Below are 25,520 nucleotides of genomic sequence, written 5' to 3'. Positions count from 1 at the left end.
TATGATCTATATTAACTAGAAAGAAAATTACGCACTTTAAAGTTCCATAGGAACAAAAAAGTGCCCTATATACTATAATTTCTAACTTTTTATATTTACTAAGGTAGTATCCTTTTCTATCATAAAAAAGAGTGTAAAATTATACATTCTTACATACAGTTATAGGATTATTTTTTATCCTAATTAACTAAAAACCATATAACATAAAGTGAAACTTTAATCAGCCCGACCCCCACCTAACTTCTTTGCTTCCGCTGAATTTTGAGGCGGGGTCTTACTGCCTGGCAAATAGCGGGATAACATTCTAAAAAAACTTGCAGAAAAATTCTACAAGGTTTTTGTCTACATATACAAATCAATCATTATATTAAAATAAAAGGGTTTATAATTCATCACAATAATATTAAATATAAGCTGCTTTAAAGGCTTGTTGGACAGCTTGTACTTCTAATGAGTCTTTACCATATAAATTCGTTGCTACACGAATACAAGCTTCTTTTAATTCTTTAAAATCAGAAGTCATATTTAATTCATCTGTATTTGCATAATAAAAAATATCAAACATTTTATCTTCTCCAATGCCATGTACGTTTACTCCATTATGATTTCCACCACTAGCAATTAAATAAGCTACTTTATTAATAATGCTAGAGTTCGTATGTACACCACCATAATCATGGTCAGCATCAATAGGTAAATTGTTATAATGTCTATAATCTTCTGGATATCTAGAAGAGATAGATGATGGGTTTTTCATATCTCTAAATATACGACCTGATTGTTCCCCCATTGTCCAATTGAACTTTCCGTTATTTGCATACTTTTCAACTGCTACTCCTAAAATATCAGATAGAGCCTCATTAATGGCACCAGCTTCTCCTGCGTACTCAAGTCCAGACTCATTTCTTGTAACCGCGTGTGTAAACTCATGTCCTGCCACATCAAATGCTCTAACAATTGGATCTCCGTATACTAGCATAGCCCCATTGCTAAATGCATTAAACCACTGCTTAGGATTCCCTATATTCTTACCATTTGTATTCCAGCCATGAACGACAGAAATTACTTTTTGCCCATTATTATCAAAGCTGTTTCGGCTGTATTTTTCTTGATAAAAATCATATACTTTCGTTGCTAAATAATGTGCACTAACTGCTTTAGGATCTGTAAAATTTGTAGAATTACTTGTTACTAAATCATCCAAATAACCCCATACATTTCTTCTATAATTATTATAATCTTTATAATTCGCAGTATACGTTTCAATTCCCTTACCACGAGAATAATCTGCAAGAGTGTACGTTCCATCACTTCGTTGTGAAATTCCAAATGTACGATTCATACCTAAGTCATCTTTTCCTGTGCCTGTTAATTTAGAAGGATCTTGTGATTTATTTGATGTTGCGGATTGAACAATACTGCTGTCTACTTGTATACCCAATTTTTGAACGAGTTCTTTTAATAGATCCCCAACAAAAGCATCAATTAATACCGTACCAGATACATATTCAGGTGTAGATGCACTAAAAGTAATTTGATATGCGTTTGTAGCTTTATTTGTATTTTCATCTACATATACCACTTGTTTAATTTCTGGTTCTTCAACAAATGTGAGATTATCCCCATAGATTTTAAAAAGCTGCTTCTTTGCATCCTCTTCTGATAGAGTAATAGGTTGTTTCAAATCTTCTTGTTGTTGTAGATCTTGGGCACTATCCCCCGAAACACTCGTAAGGACACCATCATCATTAATATGTGCTGTTAGTTGATATCCGTATACATCACGTCCTTCATATGTTTGTTGAAGACGCACCAATGTAGTACCATCATAAGATTTACGACTTTGCGTAACATTATAATTAACTTTTGATTCCGTGTTAATTTGCTTTGATGATAATGCTTGTTCTGTTTTCCCTTTCAGCGCATCCTTCGCTACATTTTCTGCTGATTTTTGAGAAGGTGCTGTTAAATTACCTGTTCGGAACGTATCCTCCTTTGTTTCCACTTTTAAATCTTCTGTTGCCGCATGTACTCCTCCATAAGGCATAATCGCCGATAACACCACTCCTGTAGTTAAACCTACCTTTACGAAATTCTTCATATTTTTACCCCTTTGTAATCGTATTATTAAATTAAATAAATGTATTTTACAATTTTAAGCTTAGATAAAAATTTTAACTATAGCCAATCGATTTTACATACCTCTATATACATAGGTTAATAGATTGGTTTGCTACTTTTTAGATTCAATTCATTTCTCAAAAATTACTCATTATATAAGCTATCTTTATATTTATTTATATACGTTATTTTTTGTGGTTCTGATAACATATTTATTGCCATCCACACATTCTTTTTCATTTCTAATTTTTGCATTGGTATCTCTTTTAAAAACGGATTGCCTATAATCGCTTCCATTTCTTCATCAATTCTTTGTATAAGATTTTTTTCTGGATTATTTTGCAAATAAGTATTTTTCAATCCCCATTTTGTCATTATAAATTCATTTGTTTTATTCATAGGATTAATAATAGTAGCTTTACTAGTTAATCGTTTTTTTACTTCATCATGATAGATTTTAATTTTATATCCTTCTTTTAGTGGAATGGTATCTTTTACAATCGTTACATTTGTCCCTTCCATTTCCTTCGTATAAATTTTTTCACCTTTCTCATTAAACAACTCTATTGATGCATATTTTTCACCTGCATAATAGCTATGAGGCGTTTTAGTAGTAACCGTAAAAACAGCTCGCTTTTGCTCTAAGTCTGTATTTAATTCGGCAAACTGATCATCTCCTAATCCTAGGAATTGAATCGTTTCATTTACCAAATTGCTCACTTTCATTTCGTTAACATCAATCGTTAGACTATTATCCTTTTCCTTTACATAGGCATAATACGTACTGAAATGGTACATACTATCCGTTTTCCCACCTGAAATCTCAACCGTATAGATTCCATTTGGTACGTCTTGTAAATTGATATCTGCTGTTTCAATTGTTTTTTCTTGAATAACTGTATTCCCTTCTTTTAATTTAATCTTTCCTCCTTTCAATGTATCTATTTCATTTGTATTTAAATGGATATGCAAATTCCCTTTTAACCTAAGTGAAGCAATTTGCTGATTCGTAACTATTTCAAAGTTAGAGTTTATCGGAATATCGGGATCAACTAGAGCTCTCGCCTTAGCTAATTGTGATTCAGGCACTATATACGCTAAAGAAGTAACTGCCGGATAACCTTTCGCCCTATTCATCTCTATTTGTTTATGATTAAGCTTAAAGCCCCATCTTTCAAAAACGGGTGTAAAATCAACTTGTACATTCTCGCTATAATACTGATTCATTAAATCTGGTAAAGAATGTTCACCTTTTTTAAAAGCAGCATTACTAGCTAGTTTTCGATAACCTTGATACATTTTTGCAAAAGCTTCATTGCCAGCTTTTTGTTTCGCCATCGTTAAAAGAATAAGTTTTTGTCGTAAATCTAAGTCATCATAATTTTTATTTTCTTTCATTAAAGCATTGTATAAATTCCGTTCTACCTGTTCCTTCTTCCCAAAATTAAATAACCAACCAACTTGATCTGCTTTTTTGCCGTATTTACTATATTGATATTGAACACCAAATAGATTATTAGAAACTTCTCCTGTAAATATTCCTTGATTATCAAAACCAGCTTGGTATCCATGAGCGATTTCATGTAAAGTTCCCCAACTTAGTTTATCTAACCACATCTTTGTACTATCTGTACTATTGGCTGTCCAATTTGCGCCATAATAGGCACCGCCAGCACCGGATATATCTGCTTTTAAGAAATAACGATTTTGACTTTTTTTATTTTCAACCGTTGAGCCATCTAAACCAATAATTGAATCATACATCGCAAAAATATCCTCATAATATGCAATTAACTCATCCAACGATTGAAAATCTTTTAAAGATCTTACTAACTCTTTATCTTTTTTAGGTACAAATAATTGAAAACTCTCCCCTTGAATTAACGCATACTCCCCATCAAATTGATCCCATGTACTAAAAAATTGAGATACACTTCCTTGTTGTTTATAAATGGGAAGAGGCTTAGTAGCACTTTCATTTCCTATTTGGTACTCAAGTGTAGCGTGCTCTTCACCATACGGAGTATCTATGAAAGGAACTAAAGGCATATCACCTTGAATCGTAATCCATTCATTTCCTACTTGTATGGATTTTTCATTTTTTGAGTCATTAGACAATAAACGTACTGTTAATTTGTCTTTAAAATTAGGATTCGTTTGTCTTACCTTTAATGGTGTATTTCTCTGCAAAATAAATCCTAAATCTTGTCGATCATGATATTTCCCCTTACTTATTCCTGCTTGAAATATCCACATAGGCTCTTCTAAACTAGTAATTTCTTTGACATTTGTTCGTTCGTCAGCATGTAAGTGTATATTTCCTATGAGGAAAAACATTGTATACACGATGCCTATAACAAGTAACCTTTTCATTTGTACATCTCCTTTTCTATTTTTTTTATATACAAAATACAATAAAACAAATTTCTCCTTCCTCACTTATAATTATGGCCAGTAAGTTATTTAACAGTGTAATTATTATAGTTACATTAATTCATGATTATCAATCATTATATGTATGTAATTTTGCATATACAAATATTTAATGGTAAATTCCGAAATATCGTATAATGATCCAATATTATTTCATACATTATTCAATAAAAAAACACACGAAGCCCCTTAAGTCTTCATGTGTTTTTATCTACATGTTATTACACTTGTGATTGAATTAATTACTAAAATCTTTTTAATCGTGAAAAATCAATTATTTTTAGGCTGATAGCCGTACTTAATCTTTTACGATTTACTCATCCTTTTTGTTCTGTAATATTAAATTTCGAAACCAGTTCCGTTAATTCTTCCACCTTTTCTTTCATTTTGTTGGATTGAATTGATATTTGTTCAATTGATACGGCCTGTGATTGAATTGACTTTACTGTTTGAAGAGTCTCCTTCTTTACTTCTGTTGCAGTTTCAGAAACTAGCGAAAGAGAAGCATTTACTTCTTCTGTACCAGCAGACATCTCTTCTGTCGCTGCGGATACTTCTTGAATTTGACCTGTAATTTTATCAATATCTCTCATAATAGACAAGAAAGTTTGCTTCGCTTTGTGAGCAGCTTCTTTTCCTTCTACTGCCTTTTGTTGTCCTTTTTGCATAACATTAACTGTATCTTTGGTATCTTGTTGAATGGATTTTATTAAATGATTAACTTCCTTTGCAGATTCTTTAGATTGCTCAACCAAGTCTCGAACTTCTGCGGCAACCACTGCGAATCCTTTCCCATTCTCTCCAGCACGTGCCGCTTCAATAGCAGCATTTAAGGCAAGAAGGTTCTTTAGCCTCAAACTGCTTTAAAAGATAATCATTTTCCTTACGAATTCCATCCATTTCTCTTATTAATTCGTTCATTCTTTTTTCATCTTTTGATAACATTATTTCCATAAAGTTCATATTAACGTGATAAAAATTAGATTCTACAATCCCAATCCACTCAACTGATAGTAAATTATCCTCATACATATTAGAGGAAGTACTTTTCCCTCTTTCTAATCCCCAAAACCCTATTAGGGATAATACTATACATGCAATACTTGATATAGTTATTAATATGTTTAGTTTTGTACCAACCTTACTGTTTCTTAGTAATTCCAATAATTTTTTATTCTAATATAAAGTTTAAATAATGTATTTTATAATAAGAATCCAAAAATTCATAATTATGAACACACCCCATTAATTCTTGAACTTCTCATCCAAAATATCCACAAATATTGTGGCACCAGGGGAACCAATCATTGATATATAAATTACGCTTCCATACAAGACCAGCCTAAAAATATTTTTCTTATTGCTCATTTTTCTATTTCCTCTCTATCAGAAGTACTCCTAGCACATCACACTTTAAAGAAACGGTGGTATTCCCTCATGCCCATCAAGCTAAGGTACTATACGTTTAATTTCAGGTTAGATTTTTTATTATTCTGAATATTTAGTGCGATTTTTCAAATAGTTTATATTAAATTTTTGAAAAAAATCTAATTTAGTTGATTTTTATTTAATCTTGGCTTGATAGTGATGGGGCGGTACCATTAGTACTGCCCTAATACGTTACAAATTTTTTATAAAAGGTTGTAACGTCCTACGTTTTTGACCATTCTGTACAACGATAACTTTGGTTTATTGATTTCACTTGTAATCTGGTAACCTAATCTCTGATACAATTTAATGGCAAGTTGGTTCTCTTTCTTTACTGTTAGAGAGCATTTGGCAAAGCCTTGCAGGGAAGCCTGTTCCTCAGCAAACTCAAGTAGTCTGGTACCTATCCCCAATCCTCGACTTTCGGGAAATAAGGCGATTGTTCCGATGTGAAACTCGTCATCTTCTCCCTCCTTCAAGGTAATCATGGAATAAAGCATTTTGATATTCCGAATGTTATAAACAAGAAAACCCAACTTTCGGAATGAAAGCAGCTGTTTAAAAGTGGACCAGGAAAGACGATTTAAAACGGGGATGGGATAGCAAGTAATCATCCCTAAAGTTTTCCCGTCCATTTGAGCTTCATAAGCGTATTGATGACTAAAACGGTTGTTCCCCTGCCGCCATAGCTTACAAAATGTCCCTTCGACTGTGTTCTTCTCCTCAGATCCTGCAAGTGGAAACGCCATGTATTCCAATGCCATTATATTTAGCTGGGCGCCGACCATGGATTGTTGAACAGCCTTTACTATAGAGATTTGATTCATTTCCCAGTACTCCTTTTCGCTTTATATATTATTGATGTTAATTATCATGGGTTTGTATTAGTTCACTCCCTTCTCAAATCATCCTTAGCTTTGAAACCATAATAAAATGTATTTAAAACAAGCTCTGCAGCAGATTTTTTAGCTACATTTCCTTCATGTACTTGTTCCCAAGTATGGAAAATCAGGGCATAAAGCGTATTCAAAATCCATTCGCTGCTAACCGTTTGCTGAAAGTAACCACGTTGTTGTAACAGCTCAATAACGCGTCGTATAGGTTCCCTCAGCTTCTCTTCGGCTTCACCTAATTCTTTGTTGTTAAATACAGATGCATCATGACCTAGAAAATAGATTTTGTCACCTAAAGGGATTAACTCTTCAATGAGTTCTGGAATATAGTTTTCGCTTCTTTCCTCATCCAGTGGGATCTGGTTTACGGTATCACTTACAAGTTGTATAGCCCGATGGCCCAAGAACAGCATCAATTTCTCTCTGCTTTCGACGTAACGATGGAGTGTAGCAATGCCAATTCCCGCATATTCCGCAATTTCATTCATCGAAGCAGTAGGATTTTCAACAAGTAATATAGTAGCCGAATCAAGAATTGCGTTAAATCTCGCTTCCTTTAACGTTGATAAGTCTTTCTTCATCGTCAATCTCTCCCTTTTTCTATATAAAGTCGTCATTTTTTGATAGATAAATATATCATTTGATAACATGATAAACAATCTCAAACAAAGTGTCCAGCTGCTAAATTTAGCTTTTCCAAAAGAATTATATTACTGAAACTGATAGTACTTTGAATGTTTTATTTTTATTATGTAGATGAAGATGAAGAAATTAATTTTTTGATGTAATACATACAAAAACCAAAGGAAATGGTACGATTCGCTTTCTTAGTAGAGAAAACAATTACATTAGCTGGGTTTTTTAAGCTATTTTTCACGATGTTCCCTTGTGATATTTTTATTTTTTTCACTAATATGGTTATCCTTCTTGCTAATTTTTCCAGCATTTTTTCATGAAGAATTAATAATTACAGTAATTTTTCTACTTTTATTGAATCCATTTGTACTTCATTTAATTACTGAATATTTTATAATGAAGGTACTTTCTGCATAAAGTTATCGGTTTACTTTAAAATTCACTTCTGGGTATTTGGTCATGAGCCCTTTAAGGGTTGAGCCATCATCCTTCTGTTTTACATACTGGTCAAAAAATGCCAAGCTGAATTCGTTGATAACGCGATGAACTTCCTTTGGATTTTCACCTGGGCTCTGCAACAGAGGGGAGAACAAATGTAAATCAGTGAAGCTTGTATGATCTGTATGAGGAATGACCATTGACATACCACCGCCAGCTAACCCACGTCCATATCGCTCCCTCACTTTATCGGGATCTGCTTCATCAGGCTCTACTGCACTCATGAGCAGAAATGGTTTTCCAATCCCACTTTCAGGTAAAATTTCCCCATACAAAGCGCCATCCATATTGATAGCTGCTTTAACACGAGAATCTTTTGCAAGTATTTGTGCTGCGGTAGCTCCACCATAAGAGTGCCCAAACATTCCAATTCGTGAGGTATCAAGCCTTCCTGTAAAGAAGCCGGCCTCATCGTTTTGGTTAAGTTTCTCTATCTGATTAAGCACAAAGGTGACATCTTCCTCCCATAATTTTATGTGGCTATCCCCTTCGTCATCAGTTAAATTGAAGGGCTGTACGTAAGCAGTTCGACCATCTGGAAAGACGGTAGCTGCAGTATCAAAAGTATGATCGATACTTAGAACAATATATCCTTGACTAGCCAACTCCTCAACTTCAAACGTGTTTTGATTACGAAAACCATTAAAACCATGAGAGAAAAGTAATATGGGATATTGATTCTCTGAGTCTGAGAGTTGTAAATCCATAAACGAATGAGATTTTACCAATTCCAAGTGGCTGAATGCAAATGCAGGAATAGACAATGTTTTTTCCAATCCCTTGGAGAGCTCATTTATGTTACGAATATAAGGTTCTTGATCCCCCTTGCTTTTTTCAGCTGCAGGATACCAAATTTGCACCATCAGTTCGCGTCGATCAGTTGGATTTTTCGAATATGGTTCATTTCTTTGATGATCAATCCAATGATATAGCTTCGTACCGACCCTATGTGGACCAGTTGGTTCTTCAAATGAAAATACTGGCATAAGTAAGGGTAGCGCAACTGCTACAGACAAATAGATGCACAACAACAAAGTCTTAACTATAAATATCCCCCGGCTTCTAAAGCCCTTTTTCCGTCCAGCTAATAAATAGCATAAAATTAAGATAACTGGGGATACATATGTCGGAATCATCTGCCATCTAAAACCTTCTGACAATAGCTGAACTGTAACCATTACAATAGCAACCAAAGTAGCTAATTTAGACCATTTTTTCGTTTCCCCGGCTACAAACAGTATCCAACTCAATAGACTAAAATTCACAACTATCAAAACGACTTCCCAGAAATTCATTGGCCTATCTCCTTTAAATGCATTTTACTTCTAAATTAAAGAGGTAGTTTTCAGTCTCAGCAAAAACAGATGAAACACCTATATAGTTGCACCAATTATGCTTAATAATCGTTTCATCCACTATACTCCTTTCTTCAAATTAAAAACTTAAAATGCCCAGCTACCTTTACGGAAAATTGGCTCTACAGTTCCATCTGGTAGAATACCGTCGACGTCCATCTCACTGCTGCCAATCATAAAGTCCTCATGTATTACTGAACTATTTGCACCTAACGTTTCAAGCTGATCGTTATCTAAATCCCTTCCACCCTCTAAGCAAGTTGGATAAGCTTTACCAATCGCTAAATGGTTCGAGGCATTTTCATCAAACAATGTATTAAAATATAAAATCCCCGATGCTGAAATTGGCGATAGATGTGGTACAAGTGCTACCTCACCTAAATAGCAGGCGCCTTCATCCACATTAATAAGCTCCTGTAATAAACCATGTCCTATCTGTGCTTCAGCTTTAATAATTTTTCCTTCTTCAAATGTCAGTTTAAAACCGTCGATAATATTCCCTTGATAAACTAATGGTTTTGTATTGCTTACATAGCCATTTACACCTTGTTTCATCGGTAACGTATAAACCTCTTCTGTCGGCATATTAGCCATAAAGATAGTATCATCTGGCGTTTTACCACCTCCAGTAATCCATTTATGCTGTGGCGCTAATGCAATTGTTAAATCAGTACCTGGCGCTGTATAGTGAAGCATCGCATATTTTTTATTGTTTAATAGGACCGCACGAGATTCTAAATTTGTTACATGTTCACGCCATTTTTCAACCGCATTTCCTTCACCGATACGAACAGCTTTAAAAATAGCCTCCCATAATGCTGGTACTTGATCCTCAGCTGCTAAATTCGGGAACACCTTCGATGCCCACTTTGATGAAGGAACTGCTACCATCGACCAAGCTATTAAATCCTTCATTACGGCGTTGCGATTGTTTCCTAGAGCAGCTCCTGATACCTTTTGATAGGTAGCTAGACGATCAGCTGAAATACCTGTAAATCTATCGGGGTCTGTAGCATCTATTATTAATAGTGCGCCATTACGTTCAATCAGCTCATCATTCATTTTGACTATCCATTCTGGGAAACGATTAAATTCTTCATCTGAGGCATGATCAAAGTAAGCACGATCCATTTCCTCATCCGAAAAATTAACATGAACACGCCCAGCCCCAGCCTTATAAGCCTCTTTCACAACTATACGGACGAAATCCAATGCATCCACTGATGTATTGACTAATAAGTATTGCCCTGGTTGAATATTGACACCAATTTTTACCGTAAGTTCTGCATATGCTTGTAATTTTTCTTCAAAAGTCATATTATTTACCTCACTTTTGTCCAATTGTTTTTGAATTCACTTCACAAGCTTGCCTTCATACCATACTTTCTGAACAGGTTTTCCAGGATTTTCTCTTGTCTATTTTTTACGTTTTTCATCAAGACATGATAACAACTTAGACAGAAATATATTTCAATGAATTTCGATGTTTTTACCAAATAATCTAATACAAGGTTATCAAGCACTACATAAAGTTATAGCGTTCTTTATTATGAAGGCTCACTCATTTCTTTCCAATCATTTCAATGCTGCTGCACCTAAATGCTTCCCATCAATGGGGCGTTTAACAATCTCAATCACACCTTTCTTTGTATAAAGTTGTTTTTGATAGATAATTCTATCATTTAATACAAATATAAATCATTCTAAATGAATTTTCAAGCAATTAAATTTATTTTTTTAAATTTTTGGTAGCAACCTATGTAAAACTGGATTCTAACAAAGGCAGCGATAACGGTAAAATCTTTATGCATAAATGGATAAGAAATTACTGCTAAATATTAACGAGCCGATGTACTCTTAACTGGGTAAAAATCGGCTTTTTTATGTCAAAACTTTCTTAGCATATACTTTCGTTAAAATGTGGGCGGTACCCCATGCCCATCAAGCTAACATTTTGAAGTGCCGCCTAAAACAAAGAAATGTACAACTTCACGCGAAATTGTACATTTCTTTGCTTTGGGTGTTATAAAATTCTTAAGTTGATGGATATGTTGTATTCCCTGTAATCCCAAAAAAAATGAGGAAAGACATATGACATATGTCTTTCCTCTAAAATTGTAATACTCAATATGCTCTTGGCTCTATTTAATTTTCTAATTAAATCTTTACATACTTTTCTTTATAATATTTCCTAACTCTGTCCAAGTTGTAATACGCGGGATATTGAGATGTTGATTGTAAGAAGTAGTTTTTGCATACACATTTATCGGTTTTCCTATTAATGTTTCTAAGACAGCCGGCTTATCATCAAAGAAATAGTTTAATTTCATTTCTTGTATGAAGTGTATTTTTTCTTCATCCTTCATTCCATAGAAAAAGCGATCTTCATGTACCGGAAAACCTTTTTCTATTAACCATTTTTTTGTTTGCTCTCCATGCTCTTTAGGTCGCGCCGTTATATAGTAAATTTCATGTCCCTGTCTTTCTAATTCTTGCAATGTCTCTACTGCATACGGAAACGGTGAACAAGAAGTATAATAAATCTCATCCAGCAAACTATTCCACATATGACTACCTTCCTCCGAAGTCATGCCAAATGCTTCATGAATTTCAATTGTTTTTAAAGAATGAAATACATCCAATCCTACTTTTTTGTTTAATTTTTTATTATATAAATGAAAAGCATGCTGCCTCAAATCAATTAATGTATCATCGATATCAAATCCAAACTTCACTCTTCATCGCTCCTTTCTGCAATCCATTTATCGGAAAATATAAGTAGCTTTTTTTCTCCTTATTTCTCATCTTTCCGATATTCTGGATAACCAATAAATCTATAATCTTTTCCAACCTGGGTAAATGATATATCCTTAAATTCAATTGCATCTTGCATTTTAGTAATACCAGTCCCCTCTACAAAGCTAGGCGCCAATCTGCCCCCAATAATTTTAGGTGCGAAATATAAAATAAGTTTATCCATCAATTCATTTTCAATAAACGAAGCATTTACCTCTCCACCACCTTCAATAAGCAGGGAGGAAACTCCTTTTTGCCCTAAAACATCAAGCATTTCATATAAGTTTATATGCTTTTCTCCGCTAGTAACAAATACTTTGACTCCTGCATTTTCTAATGCCTTCCTTTTTTCCGCTGCATGATTACTTGTTGTAAATATCCAGGTAGGAGCTTCTCCATCTGTAACAACGTGAGCTTCCATTGGTATGCGTAATGTTGAGTCCAAAATTACTCGAATTGGATTTCGCCCATTTGGAATACGAGTTGTCAATGATGGATTATCCTTTTGTACAGTATTCGCTCCTACTAAAATAGCTGCATTTTCATTTCGTATTTGGTGTACTTCCTGTCTTGCTTCTGTAGATGTGATCCACTTACTATCCGATAAAGAAGTAGCAATTTTCCCATCTAATGTAACACCCGATTTAATCGTTACAAATGGGCGCTTTGTCATAATATATTTATTAAAGACTTCATTCATCTTTTTAGATTCTTCTTCACACACTCCTACAAGTACTTCAATACCAGCATCTTGCAGAATTTTAATTCCACGTCCAGAAACAATTGGATTTGGATCAAGTGTAGCAACTATTACTCTCTTAATTCCTGCTTGTACAATTGCTTCTGCACAAGGCCCTGTTCTTCCATGATGAGAACAAGGTTCAAGAGTTACATAGATTGTACCACCACGTGCTTGTTCTCCCGCCATACGTATCGCATGTATTTCGGCATGTGGTTCTCCGGCCTTCATATGTGCTCCGATCCCTACAATTCGATTATCATTTACAATTACAGATCCAACCAGTGGATTTGGAGTGGTTTGTCCCTTCATAGCCTTGGCATTTTCTAGTGCTAACTTCATATACAATTCATGCTCAAGCATGTAAGTGTCCCCCTTCAAAATGTCCAGAACGTTGAATCTTCGTTTGCAAATATTTCTCATTAAACTCTGAGACATCACCCCATAACGGTTCACGACTCGTAACATTTAATCCAGCTTTTTGTAACGCTTCTAATTTTTTCGGATTATTTGTAATAAGTTTTACAGGTTTTGAGCGTAGCGCTTTTAACACTGCAATTGTATCATCATAGTTTCGAACATCATCTTCAAAACCTAGGTTTAGATTAGCTTCTACTGTATCTAACCCATTTTCTTGCAAGAGGTACGTCATCGCTTTACTAAACAAGCCAATCCCTCTTCCTTCATGATTCGCTAAGTAAAATAAAGCACCTGAACCATGTTCTGTAATCATTTGTAAAGACTGCTTTAATTGGAATCCACAATCACAACGTTTACTACCAAAGATATCACCCGTGTGACAAATACTATGCATACGAATTAGGGCATCTTCAGAATTCTCAAAATCACCATATACAAGCACACTAGATTGTTGCATATCAGCTAAATTAATAGATGAAAGTTTTTCAATAATTCCTTCTACACTATTTGTAACCTCACTACATTGCAACCAAGAATACCATTGGAAAACTTTAGTCTCCCCATATAAATTAATTGGCAATTTGATAGGACCTACTAAATAAATATCCTTTCCATCTTGATGTATAAATTTAATTTTATCTTCTAACATATGAATTGTATCTGTTGTAACCATTAAGTACCTCCAAGTATAGAGAATCTCTAAAAAATTCCCTTCCATCGTTATATTTTTTATTGTTTAACTTACACAACGTAAGTGTTTTTACAGATGATATTCTTTTTTCTCTCAGCTTATATGCAATATGTATCATTACAACTTTGGCCATTTAAAGAAAAGAACTTCAGTTACATAAAACAATTTAGTTACTTTATGTAAGTGAGTATACAATCGTAATTAATTTACGTCAAGTAATTAATTATAAAAACATTTGTTACTAATAGTAAGATGTTATATAATTTGTTTTAGGAGGTGAAGGAAAATGAATGATTCTACATTATGCCCTCGCTTTGAAAAAGGAATGAAATTCTTTAGTCAACGATGGACAGCACTAATTATTTACCAACTTTTCTCTGGATCTCAGCGCTTTTGTACGCTTGAATCTTCTCTTCCTGTTAGCGGAAGATTACTTTCAGAAAGATTGAAAGAATTAGAACTAGAAGGAATTGTCGAACGTAAAGTCTTTCCTGAGACACCAGTTCGTATAGAATATTCTTTAACTCAAAAAGGATTTGCTTTAGAAACTATTATTCGCGGAATAGAAGAATGGTCACAGGAATGGATAGAACTTGAGGAATAGTATAAAAGCTTTTTCGTATATAGTTTTAAGTAATCAAATTACAAATACCTATGATTAAAACGCTAGTTTTTCAAGCATTTATGAAAACTTAGCGTTTTTAATAAATAAAACAAGGTGATCAAAACGATAACCTTGTTCCTTTAAAGATTAAAATTATATTTTCAACGCCTTTTATTCATACATACTCGATTAATAAAAAGAACGAATAAACTTTTTTTGACGAAACAGTTTTATTTTCACAATACAGTTAGCTTCCCTCGCTATTTGCGGACAGTAAGACACTACTAATTAAAGTTTCACTTTATTACTTATGAAATTTCACACGCTCTTCAAGCGGTTGAAATTCTTTTTCTCCTGGTGCAGCTGTTGGATTACCAAATGGCATTTGTGCAATTAATTTCCAATTGGCAGGAACATTCCATTCTTGTTTTACCTCATCGTCGATTAATGGATTATAATGTTGTAAAGATGCCCCTAATCCCTCTGCTTCTAATCCCGTCCACACGACTAATTGGTGCATACCTGATGCTTGGTGTGACCAAATTGGGAAGTTTTCAGCATATGCAGCAAATTTTTCTTGAAGCGATTTCACTATTGCCTCATCTTCAAAGAATAGCACTGTTCCATAACCAGCTTTAAAGGAATCCATTTTTTGTTGCGTTCCTGAAAAATCTCCATCTCCAACTACTTTTCTTAATGTTTCAGTTGTAATATCCCATAATTTATCATGAGCTTCACCAAATAATACAACTACTCGCGCAGTTTGAGAATTGAAAGCGGATGGAGTATATTTCACAGCAAACTCCACGATTTCTTTAATTTTTTCATCTGATACTTGTACCTCTTTATTAATTCCATAGTAAGTACGTCTTTCTTTCAGTGCAGTATAAAAATCTTTTGTCATAACGTCATCTCCTCCTAAGTTCTAATATCCTTCAAAAAATACATCTCGAAGATAATATGCGTTTAAATTCTTTCATTTTTTAATGATTGAACTCCATAACATCAATTACCAATCATTCTGAACCTAAACACACTGCTTCCTTCAGTTGACCTAAAAAACGTCTTATAACATCATTCATAAAATCTAATCATCATTCGGTACTATTTTATCCATTCTCTATTAATGTATCCTGTTTGTTTCATATTTACACAAATATGAATTTAATCACCAAAGATAATAGCGTTAAATTGACTCATTATTATAGTCAATAAAAAAGCCAGGAAGCGTTTATAACACATTACCTGGCTTAATACATTTTAATTTTAAATTCAGCTAAGCATTCTTAACGAATAGTAGTTAAAACTATACCTGTCACTTATTTAATGATTAACATCTCATAAGGATGTTGTTCCATAAATCTGTTCTCCCAAGGAATCTCTAATGACGCCCAATTTGAACCACCATCTACTGACTGATACACTCCTTTATTGCTAAACAGATAGAACGTCCCATCACTTGTTGCCTTTAATACTGGTATGATTGTGCCTTTGGGAGTTGGTAAACCTGCATTCATTTCTGCCCAAGGCTGATCTTTTTCTTTCTTATAAATATATGATTCACAATTTCCATTATTGTAATCATGTGCTACGTGTGGATTTGACGATGTCGCAATAATAATATTTTCCGGATCATTAGGATTAACTGCCATTTGATATGCGTAATGATGCTTTAGCCCACTACAAATATAGTCCCAAGTTTTACCTCCATCACAGCTCTCCGCATACTCGTGACCTGGTTCTTTCAAGAATGAATCACCTAAAACCCCGTATAAGCGATTCGGTGCATTGCGATGTGATTTAAGAACGTGAATATCTTGAGGATAATTCCCCTCTTTTTCCTCAGTCCATGTCATACCGCCATCTACACTTTTAATTAATCCCCCAACCTCAATAGTCGTATAAATGGTTTCTGGATTATTAGCATCAATTTCAATGTATTTTACATGGTGTGTATATGTTCGTTGAGGAAAGAACCATGATGAATACGATGGCATTTGTCGATAATCCGTTAGCAATTCAAAACTGTCTCCTCCATTTTTGGATACAAACATTGCGCTCGGTTCAGTTCCTACATATACGATCCCGTTACCGTTATCACCCTTCGCTGGAGATACAGAAACTGCTGTAATAGCTCTCATATAAATAGCATTGGCTGGGAACACTTCACCAAAGGAAGGTAACGTACCAATCGCTTCCCATGAACTTCCTCCATCTTTACTTCTCCATAATCCCCTATCAAAAGTACCACAATATATTCTTTCTTGGTCGTATGGATCTGAAGCTAAAGCAACTGGATTAACACCTACAAACTGCGAATGGACACTCCATGTTGAATCTTTTCTTTCTGCAATTACAAGTTCTCTATCAAACGCTAATATGAATTTTTCCATAGCTAAAATCTCCTCGTTTCATGAATTTCCTACTATATTATTTAAATTTTAAGCATTACAAGTTAAGAGGCTCTATTTACATGCTATAGCATGTAAATGGTAAATTTTATACGCAATATGTGATTAAAAACTTACATTATATCATTTGTTAACTTCACATCAGTACGATGAACAAGATGTCCTGTTAACTCATATAAGTCTATATGCCCCCTCCAAATAAATTATAATTTGCATGCTATAGCATACATAATATAGAATGCATTATTTTATGTCAAACTTTAATACTGTTAATCAGTTCTTTAGATCGCCTAAAGCAATTTAAGAGTCATAATATAAACAGAAACATTTTATTGAATAAAAAATAAAAAAAGAGTGCAATTTGCACTCTTTTTACTCATTTCTATTAGAAATCAAAGTTATCAGGATCTGGACCAACGCGGTGATTTTGATTTAATGCATCGATTTTTTCCATATCTTCTTTCGTTAATTCAAAGTTAAATACATCAGCATTTGCAATGATGCGGTTCTCTTTCGTTGATTTCGGAATTGTAATCACTCCATTTTGAAGATCCCAACGTAAAATCACTTGCGCTGTTGTTTTACCATGTTTCTCAGCAATTTCTTGTAATGTTTCATTATCTAATAATTGACCTTGCATTAGTGGTGACCATGCTTCCATTTGAATACCTTGTTCTTTACAGAAAGCTTGTAATTCTTTTTGTGTTAAACGAGGATGGTATTCTACTTGGTTGATCATTGGCTTAATTTCTGCGTCTTTTATTACATCTTGCAGATGATGGATTTGGAAATTACTTACGCCAATTGCACGTACACGCTTTTCTTTATAAAGTGTTTCTAACGCTCTCCACGTATCTTTATATTTCCCTTCTACAGGCCAGTGAACAAGATATAAATCTAAATAATCTAGTTTTAATTTTTTTAAACTCTCTTCGTATGCAGCAATTGTTTCTTCATATCCTTGATCTGCGTTCCATACTTTTGAAGTAATAAATAATTCTTCTCTTGAAATACCAGTTGCTTCAATACCGGCACGAATTCCTTCACCTACAGCTGTTTCATTTCCGTAAATTGCAGCTGTATCGATGCTACGGTATCCTGCTTTAATCGCTGATTTAATTGCTTCTACAAGTTCTGGTCCTTCTTCTACTTTAAATACACCTAAACCGAACCAAGGCATTTCTACACCATTATTTAATACTGTTTTACTTTGTAAGTTTTTCATTTTATTTTCTCTCCTTTTATTTTACTTGATCTCTTTTTTCTAATGTCATACTCCATGCTGTTAAAATAACAGCACCTACTACCATAATGCCGCCTACCCAAGCTGTATGAATTAACCCTAACGAGTTCGTTACAATACCGCCTAAATAAGCACCAAGAGCAATCCCAGCATTAAACGCTGCAATATTAATTGCCGATGCAACATCGACAGCACTCGGTACAAATCGTTCAGCTAACATTACGACATATACTTGTAACCCTGGAACATTCATAAATGCGAATAGCCCCATTAAAATAATTGTGATTAACCCAGCTACCTTAAATGGTGCCGTAAATGTTAAAACAAATAATATAATCGCTTGAATAAAGAACATGTAGAATAGCGCTCGAATTGGATTATGATTGGATAATTTTCCACCAATCACATTCCCTATCGCAATGGCGATTCCATACACTAATAAAATGATCGTAACCGTATTAGCTTTAAATCCTGTTACTTCTTGTAATAACGGAGATAAATACGTAAATGTTACGAATGTACCGCCGTATCCAAGTGCAGTAATGATGAAAACAAGTAACAGTCTTCCATTCGTAATCAGTTTAAATTGATCACGGAATGATACAGACGAACCTTTTTTCATATTAGATGGAATGAGAATACTATTAGCGATTAAAGCAATAATTCCAATTACCACAATTGCTAAAAATGATGTTCTCCAGCCAAATTGTTGACCGATAAACGTTCCAATTGGTGCACCTGTAATAGTTGCAACTGTTACACCAGTAAACATAATCGCAATCGCGCTAGCACGTTTATTTTCTGGTACAAGTGCCGCAGCAATCGTTGAACCAATTGACATAAACACACCATGCGAAAGCGCAGACACAATTCTCGCAATAAGTAATACAGTGAAGCTTGTTGCGACAGCTGCAATTCCGTTACCAATAATGAAAATAATCATAATCCACATTAATAACGTTTTTCGTGACATATTAGCTGTTAACGACGTTAATACTGGAGCACCAAATGCTACGCCTAACGCATATAAAGAAACGGTTAAACCAGCTGTTGTCACCGACACATGTAAATCTTCCGAAATAGATGGTAATAAACCGACACTAACAAATTCAGTTGTCCCAATCCCGAACGCACTAATCGCTAGCGCTAATAACGCAAATATACTTCTTCGATTCGTCTGAACTTCTGAAGACGATGCTGTATATGAATTCAATTGAGTTTCCCCTCTCCCCTACAATTCCTATCATAATAGTGCGATAAAAAGGCCCTTTTATCTTTCAAAAAATATATTTTATCTCTACAAACGCTATTATGAATGGTTTCATTCTCTTTTTAAAGAACGCACTTTAAAGTACTGTAGGCACTTTTTAGTACCGTACTTTTTAGTACCGTACTTCTCATTTCTCACTCCGCTCTTACAAATACTATTATGAAATGTATTTAACATAATTAACAGTACGTACTTTAAAGTGCTGTAGGTACTAAAAGTAACATAGTTAGTTACTAGTACCGTAAAGCTTGTTTCTCTCTTACATGTGCTATTATGCATTATATTGATCCTAATAAAAAGTACGTACTTTAAAGTACTATAGGTACTAAAAAGTAACATTTACATAACCTAGCTTATTTTGCTCAAAAATTGACATCTACATTCAACGAAGAAGGGTTTCATATAAAGAAATACACTCTTCCAGTAGAGGTGACTTTAGAGGATATTACTTGAAAATGTAAAAGATCATATTCATTACCGCAGACAAATAAAAAAAGGCAGAAACGAACAGAAATATGTTCATTTTTGCCTTTTTTATTTAATCATTAAAATGTACGACTTTTAGAAAGAAAGTCTTTATCGGCTCCTGTTACACCGCTTTGTCCCCAGTTTCCTGGAATCATTTCACGAATAAGAATTAGCACTTTATCCAAAGGTGCATGTGTATATTTAGAGGTTAATTGTGTAAGTTCGTTTACCCACTTATCCTTTGTCTCTTGATCAAATGTATTCCATATATCAATCTTAATGATACCCATTCCATCAACGTTACTATCCGGTGTACCATAAGACCCTTTTGTTTCCCAATTGGACACCCTACTTTTCTCAGAAAAGGTAGCATCACTTGCTACAGCTCCAGCTTTCCCCCAATTTTCTTTCTCAAGTTCCGTGATTAACACTTGAATTTTGTCAGGGACAATTTTTAATCGTTTTATTGTAAGTTCCGTTACATTATAAATGAATTCCTTCTTTTCTTCTGTTGACATGGTTGGCCAAGTATTTAGTTCAATTAATGGCATAGTATTGCCCCCTAAAATTAATTATTTATTCATTAACTACAACGATTAGTTCAAATGATTTTTAACTGCTCTTACTACCAATTCGTGATCTTCTTCTGGTGGTAATCCTGAAACTGTTATCATTCCAATAACCCCTACGTTTTTTATTCTGATAGGAAAACATCCACCAAACGCAGCGTATTCCGAAGTATCTAAAAGATATTTTTCATTATATGAGACTCCAGTTATTTCACTTTGTATCTGCATATAATATGAGCTACGGTCATGCAGGGAAACGACTCGTTTTTTACGCTCAATCCATTTCGTATTTTCCTCATTTGTCCCTGTCATCTTGAAATGAAATAATTGCACACCATTTTTCGTTATATCAACAGCAATCAATTTCCCCTCTCGCTTTGCTGTTTCAACGATAAATAAGCCTAGTTGCAAGGCATCTTCATTTGTAAAAGAGGTAAATTGAAGTGTTTCTTCCTCTTTTACAATTTGTTTACTTATTTCATTCAAATTTGAATTAGTCATATCTTTAACCTCCATAATCGTGTTATGCCACTCTGGTATTTCGGGCAATTATTGAATTCTAAAGTATCAACTTTCAATCAATCTGAATCTAAATAAACTGCTGTAACATCAAGTAGCTAGTACCGTAAAGCTTATTTTCTTCTTACTGGTGCTATTATGAATGATATTCAAAGTTATAAAAAGTACGCACTTTAAAGTGCTATAGGTACTTTAAAGTACTATTTTACTTATCCCTATCTTACAGAGACTATTATGAAATATATTTAACATCTTAAAAATGTATGTACTAAAGAATAATATTTTTCATATCAAACTTTTTTGCTCAATGGCTGTAATTTAAATTCATCAAATTTTTGTATCAAGACAAACGAAAAATAAAAGAATCTAGCGGATACTAGATTCTTTTCTGATTAAAAAACACTCTTATATTTCTCGTGTGTTGTTACAAAAGACATAGAATAGAACTTCTACTAAAAGCTCATTTTAATTACAGTAAAAGATTGGTGAAACGAATACATTACACCACCTAAAAATAGGAGGCAACAAAAATGGGTGAAAAAACAGCAAGCTTTTCACAAGTAAATCACGTCGGAATTACAGTAAGTAATTTAGAAAAATCTATCGTTTTTTACGAAGCATTAACAGGTAAGAAAGTATCAAACATCGATGAAATTGGCGGAAAGAGAATGGCGCAAACTCAAGGACTTGAAGATACTCGTATTAAATACGCCAACCTTCACTTAGACAATTTGAATATCGATATTCTAGAATACGTTGTCCCTAAATCAGATAAAGCATCTTACTCAAATAATCAAATTAGTGCGATGCATCTTTGTTTTGAAGTAGAAGATATCGATGCTGCTGTAGAACGTCTAAAAGCAATTGGAGTAGAACCAGATGGAAATCCAATTGTCTTTCAAGAAGAAGACGGCTTGAAATCTGGATTTGGTACAGGCGTTGCCTACTTCCGTGATCCAGATGGTACTAATTTAGAACTAATTGCTCCAAAAGGTCCATTCAGACGTGAATAATTAAAATATATTAATACCGAAAAAGCCACCTAATATATGAAAGGTGGCTTTTTGTCGCTAAGTTGATAGATTGAATAAAAAAGGACAAACTCTCCAACTTGAGAAGTTTGTCCAAAAAGTTTTTCGTGTCCACTATTTTCACACTAAAACTAACAATCGTGAATTAGAATAATGACTTAATACTTGCTAAAACAGTAAGTACACCTACAATAATAACAAATACGTTACTCATTTTCCCTTTGTATTTAGCTAGTACTGGTACTTTATTGATTGCATACATCGGTAATAGACATAAGATAGCAGCAACTAATGGACCGCTTAGAGAATCAATAAGTCCAAGAATACTTGGATTTGTATAAGCAACAAACCAGCATGATAATACAACAAAAGTAAGGACGATTGTCTTAATTGTTTTTTCTTCTATATCTTTTCCACGTGATTTACCGAACTTAATAATCATGTCACGCATTACTTCAAATGCTCCGATATAATGGCCAAGGAAAGATTTTGTAATAGCCACAAAAGCAATGATTGGAGCTGCAATCGTGATTACAGGTGAATTAAGCTCATTAGCAAGATATGAAAGGATTGATAAGTTTTGCTCTTTTGCCATTTTTAAATCCTCTGGAGTCAAGCTTAATGTACTACTCCAAACGAAGAACATAACTACAGCGAATGTCATGATATAACAAACTTTTTGTATTTGCGCACATTTAGCATCAGTAGCTTCTATTCCATACGTAGCTCTCTGTTTCACAACAAATGATGAAATCATAGGTGAATGATTAAATGAGAATACGATGATTGGTAGAATCATTAATATCGTTCCAAAATAGCCTGTACCTGTTGAAGCAGTAGAAACAGCTGAAAAACTAAGCATTGACGTATTCCACTGTGGAATTAAAGATATTGCGATAAAAAGTAGAGAAGCTATGAAAGGATACACTAGCATACTCATTACCTTTACAGTAATATCTTGACCAAAATTCAGTATAGCGATAAGACCAAGAACTAATACAAGTGATAAAATAGCCCTTGGAGGTTCTGGCATGTGCAATTGATGCACGATAAAACTACTTGCAGTATTTGTAAGCGCAACCGAATACATTAGTACGATTGTATAAATTGAACCGAAATATACGATGTTAAAAATGATACTCGCTTTATTTCCGAAATACTCTCTAATTGTACCTGTGATCCCCTCATCAGCAGAATTAGAAGCGTATATCATTTTAGCAAGTGCCCTATGTGAGTAATACATAACTGGATATGCAAGCAATGTAATTAGTAGTAATGATAATAAACCACCTGAACCTGCATTAATCGGTAAAAAGAGCACCCCTGCTCCAATTGCAGTTCCAAATAGGCTCAATGCCCATGTAGTATCCTGCTTATGCCACTTTTTCGGATCTGCATATTGCTCATTTTTTAGTGCGGTATTTTCAGCTTGAACTTCTATTTTCTTTGCAGTATTCCCGTTCATATAATAACTCCCCCTTGTATCCTATTCTTACGTCTCTCTTTATAGCTAACGAATATCTTCCTTTTTTGGAAAATGAATTCCTTACAAGTTGCCCCACATTGCATGTCCTTCATCATAATGAATCCAAATTGAAACATTCGCTAGTTAGCGTCCTAATATAATTGTTAGCGTTAACAAAAAAGTTTACTCGTAGTATCCGCTCTTTATATAAAGAACCCTTAAGAGAACAATATAGAATAGACTTCATAAATACGTTGCAACATTTCTAATAACAGTGTATTACTTTAGTGGTTTCTCTTTTTTTACTTATAACAGTAATTTCAGCTAAACCGGCCTCTCTTCATTTATGAGGCATTTCTTTCTCAATTCTACACATCACTTTAATAACTTCGGCAGCATTTATGGTATTGATTACACAAGCCACTGAAGCACTTTACATACATTTCCGCCTCTAATCACACACCTTTCTTACTAGTAATCGCATTTTTTATATTTTCTCCAGAGATAATAAAATTTCTCTCGACGCCCTCATTATAACGTGTATATTTATAAAATTAATATTTTTATATTTTCAGATTTTTCACCAGGAAAAATTTTCAATATATAATGAATTTCATCCATAATGCAGTAATTTTTTCCATTACTTTAAGATATACTAGTTATTTAATACATTCCACCTCATACACTAAAACTATTGTAATAAATAATTAATGAATATATTTCCAAAATAGAAAAATAAATTTTCGGGATATATATTATTAATATCGAATTTATATACATTTATTGGAAAGGGATATCTCTTTTCCACCAAAGTTTTCTATAAGAATTGAACTCATTTTTCGGACAATACGTTTTTTAACTTGATGACAATAAGGAAACCCGCTAGCATTTTACAAAAACTACGCTAAGCCGAAAAATATAATAAGCCTCCCATATGGAAGGCTTATTTACAAAATAATCATTGTCTATTTTTATTGATTCTCTTCGTCTCTTTTATACTCCAAAATATCACCTGGTTGACAATTCAAAGTCTTACATATCGCTTCTAATGTTGAAAAACGAACCGCTTTTGCTTTCCCGTTTTTCAAAATAGAAAGATTTGCCATCGTAATCCCAACCCTCTCTGAAAGCTCCGTTACGCTCATTTTTCGTTTTGCTAACATCACATCAATATTAATAATGATTGCCATATCCTCCACCTCAGACCGTTAAATCATTTTCTGATTTTATATTAATAGCTTCTTGTAAAAGTCTTTGTAGAACAGCAGCAAAAACGGCAATTACCATAGAGGCGAAAATAATAACCAATCCAATTGGTATAAAACTTGGAGGGTCAACTCTTGCCGCCATAAGATAGTAGAGTGGCATACCTAGCAAGTACAAGGTACTAATCGTGAGGGCACTGTATTTAATATTCTTTAAAGCCTTTACCGATAATTCCGAGAACGCTTCGTTCTTATCAATATAGCTTAAAAGTTTAAATGCTTGATACAGAGCAAGGTAAAAAGGTATCGCTGCCGCGTACATATCGATTAAAACGAGAGATTTCATATAAGCAATATTTGGATACAATTCTCCAGCAAAATCCCCAATCTTAGGCACCAAAAATATGCACAATACAAGGACTAGGATTCCTATAAAAATAATAGCTAGCTTTAAAAAGAGTGTCGTAACTTGTTTCATAAAAGCACCTCGCTTATTTAATAACAAAATGATTTTATCACATAATTTATTTTTTAACGATAAATATTAGTTGTTTTTTATTATATTATTATTGTTAACAAAATATCCTTTTCATTTCAACAAAAATAAAAAGCATTTCTCATTACAAAGAAATGCTTTTACTTTAAAATATTAATTTTATAAATCATGTTATTAAATTTCTCCTGAACTCCCTAATTTAATGGTTTTTTTTCACACAATACAATTG

21 protein-coding genes and 1 pseudogene are annotated in these 25,520 nt (G+C 33.8%); 2 read left to right on the top strand and 20 right to left on the bottom strand.

All coding sequences use genetic code 11. The features are described from left to right. Nucleotides 1-403: 403 nt before the first annotated feature. The 11 genes and pseudogenes from JDS98_RS20930 to JDS98_RS20885 all read right to left on the bottom strand — a co-directional run bounded on the left by JDS98_RS20930 (nt 404) and on the right by JDS98_RS20885 (nt 13,992). On the bottom strand, nt 404-2,101 hold the full coding sequence (locus JDS98_RS20930; protein WP_097959639.1) for a M4 family metallopeptidase: 1,698 nt from the start codon (nt 2,099-2,101) through the stop codon (nt 404-406). 164 nt (nt 2,102-2,265) lie between these two features. Further along, nucleotides 2,266-4,494, bottom strand: coding sequence for a putative mucin/carbohydrate-binding domain-containing protein (locus tag JDS98_RS20925; RefSeq protein ID WP_199634284.1), 2,229 nt, complete (start codon nt 4,492-4,494; stop codon nt 2,266-2,268). Nucleotides 4,495-4,871: 377 nt separating this feature from the next. Then, nucleotides 4,872-5,399 (bottom strand): annotated as a pseudogene (locus JDS98_RS30775) (methyl-accepting chemotaxis protein); the annotation flags it as partial. Continuing rightward, a complete protein-coding gene (locus JDS98_RS30770) occupies nt 5,371-5,718 on the bottom strand; it encodes an MCP four helix bundle domain-containing protein (protein WP_371410954.1) in 348 nt (115 codons plus the stop codon). The gene JDS98_RS30770 and the pseudogene JDS98_RS30775, both read right to left, overlap by 29 nt. A 467-nt stretch (nt 5,719-6,185) precedes the next feature. Further along, nucleotides 6,186-6,809 carry a GNAT family N-acetyltransferase gene (locus JDS98_RS20915; protein WP_097959638.1) on the bottom strand — a complete coding sequence of 208 codons (624 nt, stop codon included), beginning with the start codon at nt 6,807-6,809 and terminating at the stop codon, nt 6,186-6,188. Between the two features lie 62 nt (nt 6,810-6,871). After that, the gene (locus JDS98_RS20910; RefSeq protein WP_097959637.1) at nt 6,872-7,456 is read right to left on the bottom strand and encodes a TetR/AcrR family transcriptional regulator; all 585 of its coding nucleotides are present in this window, start codon (nt 7,454-7,456) and stop codon (nt 6,872-6,874) included. A gap of 474 nt (nt 7,457-7,930) precedes the next feature. After that, complete coding sequence (locus JDS98_RS20905) at nt 7,931-9,304, bottom strand: alpha/beta hydrolase family protein (RefSeq protein WP_098912549.1); 1,374 nt, start codon at nt 9,302-9,304, stop codon at nt 7,931-7,933. Nucleotides 9,305-9,451: 147 nt separating this feature from the next. Further along, nucleotides 9,452-10,681: an aminopeptidase gene (locus tag JDS98_RS20900; protein WP_097959635.1), complete on the bottom strand. Its 1,230-nt coding sequence runs from the start codon at nt 10,679-10,681 to the stop codon at nt 9,452-9,454. An 848-nt stretch (nt 10,682-11,529) separates the two neighbouring features. After that, nucleotides 11,530-12,099: a 5' nucleotidase, NT5C type gene (locus JDS98_RS20895; protein WP_000668230.1), complete on the bottom strand. Its 570-nt coding sequence runs from the start codon at nt 12,097-12,099 to the stop codon at nt 11,530-11,532. Nucleotides 12,100-12,158: 59 nt separating this feature from the next. Beyond that, complete coding sequence (ribD, locus tag JDS98_RS20890) at nt 12,159-13,262, bottom strand: bifunctional diaminohydroxyphosphoribosylaminopyrimidine deaminase/5-amino-6-(5-phosphoribosylamino)uracil reductase RibD (protein ID WP_199632195.1); 1,104 nt, start codon at nt 13,260-13,262, stop codon at nt 12,159-12,161. Then, nucleotides 13,255-13,992: a GTP cyclohydrolase II gene (locus JDS98_RS20885; protein WP_199634283.1), complete on the bottom strand. Its 738-nt coding sequence runs from the start codon at nt 13,990-13,992 to the stop codon at nt 13,255-13,257. The genes ribD and JDS98_RS20885 overlap by 8 nt, the downstream gene beginning before the upstream one ends. Nucleotides 13,993-14,296: 304 nt before the next feature. Here JDS98_RS20885 and JDS98_RS20880 point away from each other — a divergent pair, with 304 nt between their 5' ends. After that, nucleotides 14,297-14,614, top strand: a complete 318-nt coding sequence (locus JDS98_RS20880; RefSeq protein WP_001000106.1) for a winged helix-turn-helix transcriptional regulator — start codon at nt 14,297-14,299, stop codon at nt 14,612-14,614. Nucleotides 14,615-14,918: 304 nt separating this feature from the next. On the opposite strand, the gene JDS98_RS20875 is transcribed toward JDS98_RS20880, so the two are convergent. The 6 genes from JDS98_RS20875 to JDS98_RS20850 all read right to left on the bottom strand — a co-directional run bounded on the left by JDS98_RS20875 (nt 14,919) and on the right by JDS98_RS20850 (nt 21,076). Beyond that, nucleotides 14,919-15,518: a nitroreductase family protein gene (locus tag JDS98_RS20875; RefSeq protein WP_097959630.1), complete on the bottom strand. Its 600-nt coding sequence runs from the start codon at nt 15,516-15,518 to the stop codon at nt 14,919-14,921. A gap of 415 nt (nt 15,519-15,933) precedes the next feature. Continuing rightward, complete coding sequence (locus JDS98_RS20870) at nt 15,934-17,007, bottom strand: WD40/YVTN/BNR-like repeat-containing protein (RefSeq protein ID WP_199634282.1); 1,074 nt, start codon at nt 17,005-17,007, stop codon at nt 15,934-15,936. A 403-nt stretch (nt 17,008-17,410) separates the two neighbouring features. Next, nucleotides 17,411-18,250, bottom strand: coding sequence for an aldo/keto reductase (locus JDS98_RS20865; protein ID WP_098227170.1), 840 nt, complete (start codon nt 18,248-18,250; stop codon nt 17,411-17,413). A gap of 16 nt (nt 18,251-18,266) precedes the next feature. Beyond that, the gene (locus JDS98_RS20860; RefSeq protein WP_106080645.1) at nt 18,267-19,481 is read right to left on the bottom strand and encodes an MFS transporter; all 1,215 of its coding nucleotides are present in this window, start codon (nt 19,479-19,481) and stop codon (nt 18,267-18,269) included. Between the two features lie 602 nt (nt 19,482-20,083). Continuing rightward, the gene (locus JDS98_RS20855; protein WP_097959812.1) at nt 20,084-20,557 is read right to left on the bottom strand and encodes a tautomerase family protein; all 474 of its coding nucleotides are present in this window, start codon (nt 20,555-20,557) and stop codon (nt 20,084-20,086) included. Between the two features lie 45 nt (nt 20,558-20,602). Then, nucleotides 20,603-21,076 carry a heme-degrading domain-containing protein gene (locus tag JDS98_RS20850; protein ID WP_098911665.1) on the bottom strand — a complete coding sequence of 158 codons (474 nt, stop codon included), beginning with the start codon at nt 21,074-21,076 and terminating at the stop codon, nt 20,603-20,605. A 548-nt stretch (nt 21,077-21,624) separates the two neighbouring features. Between JDS98_RS20850 and JDS98_RS20845 the strand changes: the two genes are divergently transcribed. Next, nucleotides 21,625-22,107: a VOC family protein gene (locus JDS98_RS20845; RefSeq protein WP_199634281.1), complete on the top strand. Its 483-nt coding sequence runs from the start codon at nt 21,625-21,627 to the stop codon at nt 22,105-22,107. 163 nt (nt 22,108-22,270) lie between these two features. Here JDS98_RS20845 and JDS98_RS20840 read toward each other — a convergent pair whose 3' ends face one another. The 3 genes from JDS98_RS20840 to JDS98_RS20830 form a co-directional block, all read right to left on the bottom strand. Further along, nucleotides 22,271-23,590 (bottom strand): aromatic amino acid transport family protein, encoded by a 1,320-nt coding sequence (locus tag JDS98_RS20840; RefSeq protein WP_001014167.1) that lies wholly within the window; start codon nt 23,588-23,590, stop codon nt 22,271-22,273. A gap of 971 nt (nt 23,591-24,561) precedes the next feature. Next, nucleotides 24,562-24,780, bottom strand: coding sequence for a helix-turn-helix domain-containing protein (locus tag JDS98_RS20835; RefSeq protein ID WP_000974630.1), 219 nt, complete (start codon nt 24,778-24,780; stop codon nt 24,562-24,564). Between the two features lie 10 nt (nt 24,781-24,790). Further along, nucleotides 24,791-25,273 carry a DUF2975 domain-containing protein gene (locus JDS98_RS20830; RefSeq protein WP_087970325.1) on the bottom strand — a complete coding sequence of 161 codons (483 nt, stop codon included), beginning with the start codon at nt 25,271-25,273 and terminating at the stop codon, nt 24,791-24,793. Between the last annotated feature and the right edge of the window lie 247 nt (nt 25,274-25,520).

It is taken from the genome of Bacillus cereus group sp. N11, assembly GCF_016483605.1.
GTDB lineage: Bacteria > Bacillota > Bacilli > Bacillales > Bacillaceae_G > Bacillus_A > Bacillus_A toyonensis.
This window is presented reverse-complemented; position numbering and strand designations above follow the sequence as displayed.